Below are 12,084 nucleotides of genomic sequence, written 5' to 3' on the forward strand. Positions count from 1 at the left end.
CGGCTTTTTGCTTGGAGTGGGTCGGCCTACTACTTGGCCTGCGTCAGGTCGTAGAACGTGCTGCTGCCGACCGTCATCTTCTTGAAGTTGGTCTCGACCCACTTCGTGATCTTCGACGCCGAGCCGGAGCTGGAGCCACCCATGCCACCGCCACTGGAGCCGCTGCCGATGAAGTAGTGGATCTTTCCGTCCTCGACGTACTGCTTGAACTGGGCGAGCGTCGGGGACGGGTCGGTGCCGTTGAAGCCGCCGATCGCCATCACCGGGTCGCCGGTGGCCAGTTGGTAGCTCGACTGGTTCTGCGAACCGATCGTGGCCGCGGCCCAGGTGTAGTCACTGGCGTTCTTCTGGAGCAGCTTCTTGGCCTTGCTGCTGACCTGGGCGCCGTTGAGGAGACCGCCCATGCCGCCGCCTCCGCCGCCGCCCTTGCCGCCGGTCTTGCCGCCCTGCTGCTTGGAACCGGTGCCTTGGTTGCCGGTCTGGCCGCCGCCGGGGAAGCCGCCCTGCTGGTTGCCCTTGCCGTTGTTGCCCTGGGCGTTGCCGCCTGTCGGAGGCTGGCCCATCTGACCGCCCTTGCCGCCCTGCTTGCCCGGCATCCCGCCGCCGGGGAAGCCCTTGCCGCCACCGCCGCCCGGACCGCCCTTGCCGCCGCCACCGGGGCCGCCCATCATGCTGGACCCCGAAGGACCCGCCGTCACGATCGACCCGGTGTGCCCGGTGTTCAGCGTGGAGATGGTGTACGCCGAGGGCGCCGCCAGCGAGGCGACCAGGCCCAACCCGGCGACGACAAGCGCCAGTCGACGGCTCAGACGGCCCGCGAGGGCGAGGCCCAGGCCCGCCACGAGGCCGCCGATGAGCACGGCCCACCGCAGCCACGGCAGGTAGTCCGAGGTCCGGCCGAGCAGGACGTACCCCCACACCGCCGTGGCGGCCACGGACACACCGAGCGTCACCGACCAGGCGATCCGGGACCGCTCCTCCCACAGCACGGTCGCGCCCATGCCGATGACGGCCGCGAGATACGGGGCCAGGGCCACCGTGTAGTACTGGTGGAAGATGCCGGCCATGAAGCTGAAGACCAGGCCGGTCATCAGCAGGGAGCCGCCCCACGCGAGGAACGCGGCGCGCGTCAGGTCCGTGCGCCTGGCCTTCCAGGTCAGGATCACGCCCGCGACGAGGAGGATCAGCGCGGCGGGGATCAGCCACGAGATCTGGCTGCCGATCTCGGAGTTGAACATCCGGGTGAGGCCGGTCTCGCCCCACTGTCCCGTGCCGCCGGCTCCACCGCCACCGCCGACGGAGCCGGACTCCTCGCCGTTGATACGGCCGAGTCCGTTGTAGCCGAAGGTCAGTTCAAGGAACGAGTTGTTCTGGGAGCCGCCGATGTACGGCCGCGAGGACGCGGGCCACAGCTCGACGATCGCCACCCACCAGCCGCCCGCGACGATCATCGCCACGGCGGACAGGGCGAGTTGGCCGAACCGCTTGCGCACCCGGACCGGCGCGAACACCGCGTAGAGCACCGCCAGCGGCGGCAGGACCAGGAAGGCCTGCAACGTCTTGGTGAGGAAGGCGAGGCCGACGGCGACGCCCGCCCAGATCAGCCACTTGGTCCGGCCGTGCTCCATGGCCCGCAGGACGCAGTAGACGGTGACGGTCATCAGGAGCGCGAGCAGCGCGTCCGGGTTGTTGAAGCGGAACATCAGCGCGGCGACCGGGGTCGTCGCGAGGACCACCATGGCGATCAGGCCCGCTGCGGCGCTGAACCGGCGGCGCACCGCCCCGTACAGCACACCGGCGGTGGCCACGGCCATCAGCACCTGCGGGGCGAGGATCGCCCAGGAGTTCAGGCCGAGGAGCCGCACCGACAGGCCCATCGGCCACAGCGCGGCCGGCGGCTTGTCGACGGTGATCGCGTTCGCCGCGTCGGACGAGCCGAAGAAGAACGCCTTCCAGCTCTCGCTGCCCGCCTGCGCGGCCGCCGAGTAGAAGGAGTTGGCGTAGCCGGAGGAGGAGAGGTTCCAGAAGTAGGCCGCCGCGATCACGAGGAGCATGCCGAGGAAGGCCGGGCGGGCCCAGCGCGGGTCCTCGGGCCTGCCGCGCCACACACGCGTCAGAAATGCGGCGCGGGGAGGGGACTCGACAGGCGCCGCGGGAGGCGCGTCGTACGAGGGTCGGATGTCTGTGGTCATCGCTGGGTCCTTGCCTGCGGAACCTCGGAGGTCTCGGAGATCCGTACGGGGATGGGGGCGGGCTCGGGGGTGGCCCGGTCGGTGGTCAGGTCCGTGCTCCGGTCCGTGGTCCGGTCCGTGGTCCGGTCCGTGAACACCCACGCCCGGAAGAGCAGGAAGCGCAGGATCGTCGCCGCGAGGTTGGCCGCGATCAGCACGATCAGCTCGGTGGAGTGCGGGGGGTTGCCGGAGGCCGTCTGGAGCGCGGCGAGCGAGCCGCTGGTCAGGGCCCAGCCGATGCCGAAGACGACGATGCCCTGGGCCTGGTGGCGCACGGCCTTGTCCCGGCCGCGCACCCCGAACGTCAGGCGCCGGTTGGCCGCCGTGTTGGCGATGGCCGAGACGAACAGGGCGAGCGCGTTGGCGAACTGCGCCCCCGAGAACGAGCGGAAGCCGGAGTACAGCAGCAGATACAGCAGCGTCGACAGGCCGCCGACGACGCAGAAACCGAGCAGCTGACGGGCCAGACCCTTGGGTACGTCGGTGAGCTGCCGGTCGCGCGGGTCGTCACCGAAGGGGCGCGCGAGCCGGTCGAGGGGGAGCGAGCCGGTGGCGAGCGCCTTGCCGACGCGCCAGACGCCCTTGAGGTCGTCGGTCGCGGTCTTGACGATGTGCACGGTCGAGTTCGGGTCGTCGACCCAGTCGACGGGCACCTCGTGGATCCGCAGCCCGGCCCGCTCCGCGAGCACCAGCATCTCGGTGTCGAAGAACCAGCCGGTGTCCTCGACCAGCGGCAGCAGCACCTGCGCGACATCGCGCCGGATCGCCTTGAATCCGCACTGGGCGTCGGAGAAACGGGCCTGGAGGGAGCCGCGCAGGATCAGGTTGTAGGTGCGCGAGATGAACTCGCGCTTCGTGCCGCGCACGACCCGGCTCGCGCGGGCGAGCCGGGAGCCGATCGCGAGGTCGGAGTGCCCGGAGATCAGCGGCGCCACGAGCGGGAGCAGGGCGTTCAGGTCGGTGGACAGATCCACGTCCATGTACGCGAGGACCGGCGCGTCGGACGCCGACCACACGGTGCGCAGGGCGCGCCCGCGGCCCTTCTGCTCAAGCCGGAAGTACTGGGCTTCGGGCAGTTCGGCGGCCAGTTCGTGCGCCACCTCGGGCGTCGCGTCGGTGGAGGCGTTGTCCGCGACGGTGATGCGGAAGGGGTAGGGGAAGGTGCGGACCAGGTGGTGGTGCAGCCTGCGCACGCACTCACCGAGGTCCTTCTCCTCGTTGTAGACGGGGATGACAACGTCCAGGACCGGCACATCGCCGCTGCCGGCAGGGAGGTGCTCCCGCGCCGGCAGCGCCCCGAACCTCGCGGAGACGGTACTCGCGGAGGCGGTGGGGTCGATGCCCGGAGAAGAGTCGGTTCGCATGCCACCGACATTCGCCAACTGCCCTGTTAGGGCTGTGTGGTGAGGCTTTGTCCCGGCTGTGAGTACGGGGCGGGCAAATCAAGCCCCGCCGGCGATTGAGGCGCGGGGTCCGGGGCAGAGCCCCGCGACGTCGGCACGAGTGGCCGCCACGGCCGCGTAGACCGGCAAATGCACGGTAAAAACGGTGCGCCCGACCACACTCTCGACCGTCACAGACCCTTCGTGCGCCGCCGCAACAGCCTGCACGATGGCGAGCCCAAGCCCCGTGGACCCCGCCTTGCGGGACCGCGAGGAGTCGCCGCGCGCGAACCGTTCGAAGACGCGCGGCAGCAGCTCGGCGGGGATGCCGGGCCCGTCGTCCTGTACGTCGAGGCAGACCCAGGGGCCGTGCCGGTGCACGCGGGCGGTGACGGTAGTGCCGGGGGGCGTGTGCGTACGCGCGTTGGCGAGCAGGTTGACGAGGACCTGGTGCAGCCGCGCGGAGTCGGCGAGCACGGTGGCCGGTTCGTCGGGGAGTTCCAGGCGCCAGTAATGACCCTGGTCCGCGGCGCGGGCATCGCTGAGCGCGTCGACGACGAGCGGCGACAGGTCCGTCGGCTCGTACGACAGCGGTCTTCCGGCGTCGAGCCGGGCGAGCAGCAGCAGGTCCTCGACGAGCCCGGTCATCCGGTCGGCCTCGGACTCGATGCGGCCGAGCGCGTGCCGGGTGTCGGGTCCTGGCTCCTCGCGGCCGCGCCTGGTCAGCTCGGCGTAGCCGCGGATGGAGGCCAGTGGCGTACGCAGCTCATGGCTGGCGTCCGCGACGAACTGGCGCACCCGCATCTCGCTCTGCTGCCGCGATTCGAGGGCGCCGTGCACATGGTCGAGCATGCGGTTGAGCGCGGCGCCGACCTGGCCGACCTCGTTTCTGGGATCGGCCTCGGACTCGGGTACGCGTTCGTAGAGGGTCACCTCGCCGCTGTGCAGCGGGAGTTCGGAGACCCGGGTCGCGGTCGCGGCGACGCGGCGCAGTGGCCGCAGATTGACGCCGACCATGATCGCCCCGGCGGCGCCGGCCGCCACGAGGGCCGCGGCGGCGACGAGCAGCTCGGTGACGATGAGCTTGTTGACGGTGGAGTCGACCTGGGCGGTGGGGCGGGCCACGTAGTAGTCGCCGTTGGATCCGGTGACGTACTGGACGCGATAGCTGCCGAGGCCGGGCAGGTCGACGGTGTGCGTGGAGTTGTCGTCGGTCTGGGGGACGTCCTCCAGAGCGTCGAGCACGGACTGGGACAGGTCGTCGGTCCCGAGCTGCCTGCCGCCCTCGGTGTTCGTCGCCTCGACGCTGACCTTGCCGTCGGTGGCCTGCCCGCCGCTGACCTCGGCCCCGAGGGTCCCCTCGGGGGCGCCCACGGTCACGAACGCCAGGTCGCCGAAGTCCTTCTGTCCCATGGGGCCCGCCCCGGGAAAGTCGCCCTTCGGCCCGCCCGCCCGCATCGCTATGCCGTGCACCTGCTTGTCGAGCTCGTCGTACAGGTACGAGTGCAGCGAGACGGCGGACACGACACCGATCACGGACGCCACGACGGCCATCAGCGCGACGGCCGTGACGACGAGCCGGGTACGGAGCGTCTGGGGCCGGGCCCTGCGCTTCACGACGTCGTAGTGGCGGCCATGGCCGGCTTGATCAGGTAGCCGGCGCCGCGCCGGGTGTGGATCATCGGCTCGCGCCCGGCGTCGATCTTCCTGCGCAGGTACGAGATGTAGAGCTCGACGACGTTCGCCTGCCCGCCGAAGTCATAGCTCCACACGCGGTCCAGGATCTGCGCCTTGCTGAGCACACGGCGCGGATTGCGCATGAGGAAGCGCAGCAGCTCGAACTCGGTGGCGGTGAGGTGGATGTTGTCCCCGCCCCGCGACACCTCGTGGCTGTCCTCGTCGAGCATCAGATCGCCGACGGCGAGCACGGACTCGCTGCGCCGGTCGGCCGCGCCGGTCCTGCGGATCAGCCCGCGAAGCCGCGCGACGACCTCTTCCAGGCTGAACGGCTTGGTCACGTAGTCGTCGCCGCCCGCCGTCAGACCGGCGATCCGGTCCTCGACGGCGTCCTTGGCGGTCAGGAAGAGAACGGGCACTTCCGGCAGCTCACGGCGCATCCGCCCGAGCACGCTCAGCCCGTCCATGTCCGGCAGCATCATGTCGAGCACGACGGCGTCGGGCCGGAACTCGCGCGCGGTCTGCATGGCTCCGCCACCGTCGCTCGCGGTGCGGATCTGCCAGCCCTCGTAGCGCAGGGCCATGGACAACAGCTCGGTGATGGACTGCTCGTCGTCCACGACAAGCACCCGGACGGGGCTTCCGTCCGGCCTCAGCAGTTCGGTACGCCCCTGGGGCGAGGTCGCGGTCATGGCACAAGCTTGCGACGCGCCTCTGAGAGCGCCCTTTCCCGAACCTGTGAAATCTCTGAGAAACCCGTGAGTGTGCTTGGGGTCTCCTGGGCCTCCTGGGCCTCCTGGGTTCCTTGGGTTTTCTGAGCCTCCTGTGTCTCCTGGGGCTCCTGGGGCTCCTGGGGCTCCTGGGTCTCAGTCCAGTCCGAACAGCGCGGCGGCGTTGTTCCTGCACACGGCCCGCACCCAGTCGTCCCCGAGCCCGAGCCGCCCGATCGCCTCCAGCTGGTGCACGTACGGATACGGGATGTTCGGGAAGTCGCTGCCGAGCAGCACCCGGTCCCCGAGATCGGCGAGCCGCCCCAACTCGCCCTTCGGGAACGGCGCCTGCCGCTCGACGAAGTCGGTGAACGCCATGGTCGTGTCCAGCCGCACCTCCTCGTACCGCTCGGCCAGCTCAAGGAAGTCCGTGTACTCGGGCATCCCCATGTGCGCGACCACCAGCGGCAGCCGCGGATGCCGGGCGAGCAGCCGCGCGATGGGCTCGGGCCCGGTGTGCTTTCCGGGCGCGGGCCCTGACCCGCAGTGCGTCACGATCGGCACGCCGGCCTCGGCGAGCAGCCCCCACACGGGGTCGAGCAACGGATCGTTCGGCTCATAGGCCCCCACCTGCACATGCGCCTTGAACACCCGCGCCCCCGACTCCAGGGCCTGGCGCACATACGCCTCGACGCCCGGCTCGGGGAAGAAGGTGGCGGTGTGCAGGCAGTCGGGCGTACGGGCGGCGAAGTCGGCCGCCCACTCGTTCAGCCAGCGCGCCATCCCGGCCTTGTGCGGATACAGCATCGAGGTGAAGGCCTCGACCTTGAACTCCCGCAGCGTGGCGAGCCGTTGACTCTCCTCTTCGCGGTACGTGATCGGCCACTCGGTCCCGACCAGCGGCCCGGCGGAGTCGAAGTACGCCCACACCTTGCGCAGTACGCGCTCGGGCATGAAGTGGGTGTGCACATCGACGAGGCCGGGCAGCCGGTACCGGTCGAGGAACGCGGCGACCTGCTGGGCCTCGGGCACGGAGCCGGTCACGGGATCGGTCACAGCGTCGGTCACGGGGCCAGTCACGGGGCCGGAGTGGTTGGGATTGGGATCGGTCTCACTCACGCTCGAACTCCTGACTGCGCTCGACCTTGGCGACGTGCACGGTGTACCGCTCGTACCACTCGGCACGGCCCTGCTTCTGCACGGCGCGGTGCTCGCCGACGGACCGCCACTGTTCGATGGCGGCGGAGTCGCGGAAGTACGAGACGGTGATCCCGAGCCCACCGGGATTGCGCGCGGACTCGTGCCCCAGGTACCCCGGTACCTCCTTGACCAGCTCGTCCATCCGGTCCGCCGCCTCCCCGTAGCCACGGTCCCCCGGGGTCCGCACGGAGCTGAACACCACCACGTAATAAGGCGGTTCAAAGGCGGGCAACGGCCGGACCGCCGGCCCGTCAGTCGCATCGGCGTGATCACTCATGTCCATACGATCCCTCGTTCCCCGGCCCGGCAAAAGGGGATCGACGGAGGGATCGGCGGGCCGACCGGGCCCTGGCTAGAAGAGCCCACCCTGCACTCCCGGGATCTCCCGCACCGCGAGTCTCGTCCCACCAGCCCCGCTCGCCCCCTCCGGCACCCGCTCCAACGGCCACCCGGCGAGCACCCGCGTATCGACGACGAGCCGCCGCTCACCGCGGGCCTCCACGAGATGCAGATCGGGCCCGGCCGCAGCGGCCACCCGCCCCGCGACGACGGCCCCTTCGCCGAGCCCGCTCACAACGGCATCGACACGGTCGATCGCCCGCAGCCCGAAGACCTCCCCGTGATCCACCACCTGGCACGGCAGCCGCTCCAAGGACTCCGGCCACTGGTCGAGCCCCGCCGCGACGCCATGCGCCCGCACCAGCTCGGCGCCCCGCTCGCCGACTCCCGGCAGCCCGCCCCGCACCACGCGCTTGCGCTCGTACGGAATCCGGTCCGGCACCCCGAGCGCCACCCGCAGCAGCTCCTCGGCCCGCCGGGCCGCCATCAAGGGCCCCTGTCCCAGCCACGTAAAGGCAACGGCCCCCTGCTCCAGCAGCCGCGCGCTCCCCCGCTCCACACCCGTGATCCCCACCTTCACGAGCCCGTCCCCGAACCACGCCAAATACACGTGGTACGGCCGCGGGTCATCGGCGATGGTGTCCGCGGCCACGGACCGGGACCGGTCGATCGCGGCACACTCCGCACACTGCGCCCGCGTCCCCCGCACCGGCACGGCATCCCGCCCCGGACAGACGGTCCACCGCCCTCCCCGCCACACCCCGAGACACCGCCGCTCCCCACCGACCCGGAACGCGACCGACTCCCCGAACCGCACCCCGCTCTCCCGCTCGCCCCCGCCGTCCCCCACCCACCCGAAGACCGGCCCACCCCCACGCCACCGCATTCCGGTGCACCACCACGTCATACGAGCCAGGATGACGCACGGCACTGACAACACCCGGAAAACGCAAGAGGCCCCGGATTGCTCCGGGGCCTCTTGTCTGTGTGCACTCGGCAGGATTCGAACCTGCAACCTTCTGATCCGTAGTCAGATGCTCTATCCGTTAAGCTACGAGTGCTTGTTTTTTCTTTTTTTGTTGTCTCCGTTCCCGGCCTTTCGGCCCGTCCCGGCGACAAGAAGAACATTACATGACTGCCGCCGCCATGTGAAATCCGATTGCCCCACCCTGCCTGACCTGCGAAAACGCACTGTGGGGCGTTCGGCGGTCACACCCGGGAAGCACCGAAGCCCCGGTCCTGGTGGACCGGGGCTTCGGATCTTGCTGCGGAGGCGGAGGGATTTGAACCCTCGATGGGGGGTAAACCCCAAACCGCATTAGCAGTGCGGCGCCATAGACCGGACTAGGCGACGCCTCCAGCGCTGCTCCCTCTCGCGGATGCGCGAGTGGGTGCGTGCAGATGATGACACAGCGGAACGCCGCCTCACCAATCGCCCCCCACGGTACTAGGAGGGCAGGCCACAGGGCAAAGCCTGGGGTGTCGGGCCGCAACGTCGGGGTGGGTACGGGCGTTGAGCACGGCATGTCCATGCGCTTTTCTTCTCGAATCATCGGCTCCGTCGCGTCCGTCGTCGGCCCGCTCGCCTTCCTCGCGGTCACTCCCGTCGCCGCGCACGCGGACGCCGGGCTCGACCACCTGACCATCACCGTCGCCGACTCGGACAACGGCAGCGACGGGACGTACGAGCTGGAGTGTTCGCCCGCGGGCGGGACGCACTCGGATCCCGGCGCGGCCTGCGGGCGGCTCGACGAGTTGGAGACGCAGGGCGTGGATCCGTTCGCTCCCGTCGCCGGCGACGCGCGCTGCACCATGCAGTACGGGGGTCAGGCCACCGCCCGCGTCACGGGGACCTGGCACGGGCGCGTCGTCGACTCCTCCTACACATTGGGCAACGGATGCGAGATCGCGCGCTGGCAGCAGCTCGAGCCCGTGCTGCCTGCGACCGGACCGTGACCCTCGGTCCAATGGTCACAGGCTCGTGACTCGGCCCGCCCGGGATCAACACATCCTCTACGTGGGCTCCGTCGCATCCGGCGCCTCCAGTCCAACCTCTGCCCGTAGACTCCCTCCCGTGATACGCCGCGGACCACAAGGCAGGATGGTGCGCGCGGTCGGCAAGTCGCAGTAATCAGGGAGGAACCGTCGTCGTGAGCAGCAGGCCATCCCGAGGCGCTGCTCGCCTCGCAGCCATACTTGACGCGCTTCCGGACGGGTTGTTGCTCGTCAACACCAACGGAACCGTGGTCAACGCCAACTCGATCGCCCTGGGCTCCTTCGAGGCTCCGGGAACGGCACTTGTGGGGCGCGGCCTGCTCGATCTGCTGCCCGAGTTCGACTCACGGCTCATCCCCGGCTCCATGCGCCGGCCCGACACCGTGACCGACGAACGCGGGCGGACCAAGCCGACGCGGATGACCGCGCGGCGCACCGATGCCAGCGAGTTCCCCGTCGAGGTGACCTCCGCCAATCTCTCCGACGGCGCGCGGGACGCGGTGGATCCGTACGGGACCAGCGGCGGCCAGTCGTACAGCGGTTCCGAGCTGCTCATGCTCGTCGTACGGGACCTGTCGGGGACCGTCGACACCGAGGCCGAACTGGCCCGTTCGCAGCGGCAGACCGAGATGATCCTGCGCGCCGCGTCCGAGGGCGTCGTGGGCACCGACACCGACGGGCGGATCGTGCTCGTCAACCCTGCCGCCGCACAGATCCTGGGCTTCCGGGCCAGCGATCTGGGCGGGCAGGAGCTGCATCCCCTCATCCTGCACTCGCGTCCGGACGGTGAACCGTTCCCGTACGAGGAGTCCCCGCTCGCCGACACGCTGCGCTCCGGTCGCAAGCACCGGGTGCGCGGCCAGGTGCTGTGGGCCAAGAACGGCGCGAAGGTGCCCGTCGACATGACGACGGCGCCGGTGCGTGACGGGGAGCAACTGGTCGGCGCCGTCATGACATTCGCCGACCGCCGCTCCACGGAGAAGCTGGCCGTCGAGCACGCCGAGGAGATCGCCCGGCGCGACGAGGCCGCCGAGCGGGAGCGCGAGGAGCACGCCGCCGAGTTGCAGCGGGCCCGTGACGAGAGCGCCGCCGAGCTGGCCCGGGTGCGCGAGGAGCTGGGTTCCGAGCTCACGTCCGTACGCGAAGAGCTGGGCTCCGAGCTCACGTCCGTACGCGAGGAGCTGACCGGTGAACTCGCCGCCGTCCGCGAGCAGCACGCCGAGGAGCTGTCCGCCGAGAAGGAGCGGGGCGCGGCGCTCACCGAGCGCGAGAAGGACCGTTACGAGGCCCTGGCCGCACGGCACACGCAGCTGCTCGCCGTGCTCGGGCAGTCGCTGCGCGGGCCGTTGGCGGAGCTGCGGCACGAGCTGGGGCAGCTCGCCGCCGACGACGCGGGGCAACTGTGGCCCGAGGCCAACCAGGTGCTCCACCACCTCTCCGCCGGCTACTCGCGCATCACGACGCTCGTCGACAACGTGCTGGCCTATCAGACCTTGGACGAGGGCGGTTCGCTGCTCTCCCGTACGAACGTCATGTTCGACGCCGTCGTGGCCGCAGGTGTCGACGGGGCCGTCGAGCTGATCGGGCCCGGCCGGGTGCAGTTCGCCGTGCACGCGCCGCCGATCGAGGCCGAGGTGGACGCGGCACGGCTCGCGACCGCGCTCGCGCATCTGATCGCCGACGTCGCCGGGATCGACGCGACCGGCAACGCCCGGACGCCCGCCACCTCCGGGTACGTCGACTCGACCGTCGTCGTGGCCGCCGCGCAGCGGGGCACGAACGTACGCATCGAGGTGCGCGGCCCCTACTCGGGCGGTGACCCGGTGCACGAGCCGATCGTGCACGGCATCGTGCGGGCGCACGGCGGTGTGCTGCAGACGCACGAGATGCCGGGGATGAGCGGCAGCGCGTACGTCCTCGAAGTGCCGATCGGGACGGGGGCCGGAGTCGTTCCCGAGGGCGGGGTCGCGCTTGGCGCCGGGGTCGCTCCTGGTGCCGGGGTCACTCCTGGTGCCGGCGGTGTGGTTGCCGATCAGGAGGCGGGGCCCGATGAGGCTCCCGACGGCGCGCCCGCCAACGTCTCCGTCGAGGGCTCCGAGGCCACCGGGTCCCAGGAGGCTTCCGCCGAGGCGAACGCGAACCTTCCCGCGCAGGCCACCGGCGGAGGCAGTCGGCGCCGCAGGGCGCGGCGGGCCGCCGGTCCTTCGACGGACGCGTTCCTGGAGAGCAGCGTGTCGGGCGGCGGGGAGTCGGCACAGACTCCCTCCAGCGGTACGGGCCGCAGGCGCGGACGTCCCGCCCCGGAGGAGGCCGCGTCCCAGGGCGCGGTGGTGACGTCGACCGAGCACGAGACGGCTTCCCCTTCGTTGGGCGAGACGGTGCCGCCGCAGGGCGTGCCCACGCCGAGCGGGCGCAGGGCCCGGCGCGCCGGGGGTCAGGAGCAGGCCGCCCTGCCCGCGCTGCCGTCCGGGGCCACCCCCGACGCTGAGCAGGGCGCCGAACCGGCTCAGGGCGAGCTGGAGTAGGCCGGGCGGGTCCGCAAACGCCGGG

General features: G+C 70.9%; 9 protein-coding genes and 2 tRNA genes. 2 read left to right on the top strand and 9 right to left on the bottom strand.

All coding sequences use genetic code 11. The features are described from left to right. Window positions 1-29: 29 nt before the first annotated feature. From OKJ99_RS40935 to OKJ99_RS40975, 9 genes are all read right to left on the bottom strand, one after another. Window positions 30-2,192 carry an ArnT family glycosyltransferase gene (locus tag OKJ99_RS40935; protein WP_326023626.1) on the bottom strand — a complete coding sequence of 721 codons (2,163 nt, stop codon included), beginning with the start codon at window positions 2,190-2,192 and terminating at the stop codon, window positions 30-32. Continuing rightward, window positions 2,189-3,595, bottom strand: a complete 1,407-nt coding sequence (locus OKJ99_RS40940; RefSeq protein WP_326023628.1) for a bifunctional glycosyltransferase family 2/GtrA family protein — start codon at window positions 3,593-3,595, stop codon at window positions 2,189-2,191. The genes OKJ99_RS40935 and OKJ99_RS40940 overlap by 4 nt, the downstream gene beginning before the upstream one ends. A gap of 78 nt (window positions 3,596-3,673) precedes the next feature. Then, complete coding sequence (locus OKJ99_RS40945; protein ID WP_326023641.1) at window positions 3,674-5,167, bottom strand: HAMP domain-containing sensor histidine kinase; 1,494 nt, start codon at window positions 5,165-5,167, stop codon at window positions 3,674-3,676. Between the two features lie 59 nt (window positions 5,168-5,226). After that, entirely contained in the window at window positions 5,227-5,982 is a 756-nt protein-coding gene (locus OKJ99_RS40950; RefSeq protein ID WP_326023629.1) for a response regulator transcription factor, read from the bottom strand. A gap of 174 nt (window positions 5,983-6,156) precedes the next feature. After that, entirely contained in the window at window positions 6,157-7,032 is an 876-nt protein-coding gene (locus OKJ99_RS40955) for an amidohydrolase family protein (RefSeq protein WP_326023644.1), read from the bottom strand. Window positions 7,033-7,111: 79 nt separating this feature from the next. Beyond that, window positions 7,112-7,483, bottom strand: coding sequence for an antibiotic biosynthesis monooxygenase family protein (locus OKJ99_RS40960; protein WP_407700868.1), 372 nt, complete (start codon window positions 7,481-7,483; stop codon window positions 7,112-7,114). A gap of 69 nt (window positions 7,484-7,552) precedes the next feature. Beyond that, entirely contained in the window at window positions 7,553-8,446 is an 894-nt protein-coding gene (locus OKJ99_RS40965) for a DUF2797 domain-containing protein (RefSeq protein ID WP_326023633.1), read from the bottom strand. Between the two features lie 81 nt (window positions 8,447-8,527). Further along, window positions 8,528-8,600 (bottom strand) — tRNA-Arg (locus OKJ99_RS40970). Between the two features lie 207 nt (window positions 8,601-8,807). Further along, a tRNA-Ser gene (locus OKJ99_RS40975) sits at window positions 8,808-8,898 on the bottom strand. Between the two features lie 165 nt (window positions 8,899-9,063). On the opposite strand from OKJ99_RS40975, the gene OKJ99_RS40980 reads away from it, so the two are divergent. Next, window positions 9,064-9,495 (top strand): SSI family serine proteinase inhibitor, encoded by a 432-nt coding sequence (locus tag OKJ99_RS40980; RefSeq protein WP_326023635.1) that lies wholly within the window; start codon window positions 9,064-9,066, stop codon window positions 9,493-9,495. Window positions 9,496-9,689: 194 nt separating this feature from the next. Next, on the top strand, window positions 9,690-12,059 hold the full coding sequence (locus tag OKJ99_RS40985) for a PAS domain-containing protein (RefSeq protein ID WP_326023637.1): 2,370 nt from the start codon (window positions 9,690-9,692) through the stop codon (window positions 12,057-12,059). The last annotated feature ends 25 nt before the right edge of the window (window positions 12,060-12,084 follow it).

Source organism: Streptomyces endophyticus, assembly GCF_035798155.1.
Classification (GTDB): domain Bacteria; phylum Actinomycetota; class Actinomycetes; order Streptomycetales; family Streptomycetaceae; genus Streptomyces; species Streptomyces endophyticus.

What these genes read in the sequence shown, in the direction of transcription:
- OKJ99_RS40960 (WP_407700868.1), bottom strand. Translation starts at nt 7,483, where the DNA reads ATGGACATGAGTGATCACGCCGATGCGACTGACGGGCCGGCGGTCCGG.
- OKJ99_RS40940 (WP_326023628.1), bottom strand. Translation starts at nt 3,595, where the DNA reads ATGCGAACCGACTCTTCTCCGGGCATCGACCCCACCGCCTCCGCGAGT.
- OKJ99_RS40950 (WP_326023629.1), bottom strand. Translation starts at nt 5,982, where the DNA reads ATGACCGCGACCTCGCCCCAGGGGCGTACCGAACTGCTGAGGCCGGAC.
- OKJ99_RS40935 (WP_326023626.1), bottom strand. Translation starts at nt 2,192, where the DNA reads ATGACCACAGACATCCGACCCTCGTACGACGCGCCTCCCGCGGCGCCT.
- OKJ99_RS40945 (WP_326023641.1), bottom strand. Translation starts at nt 5,167, where the DNA reads ATGGCCGTCGTGGCGTCCGTGATCGGTGTCGTGTCCGCCGTCTCGCTG.
- OKJ99_RS40980 (WP_326023635.1), top strand. Translation starts at nt 9,064, where the DNA reads ATGTCCATGCGCTTTTCTTCTCGAATCATCGGCTCCGTCGCGTCCGTC.
- OKJ99_RS40965 (WP_326023633.1), bottom strand. Translation starts at nt 8,446, where the DNA reads ATGACGTGGTGGTGCACCGGAATGCGGTGGCGTGGGGGTGGGCCGGTC.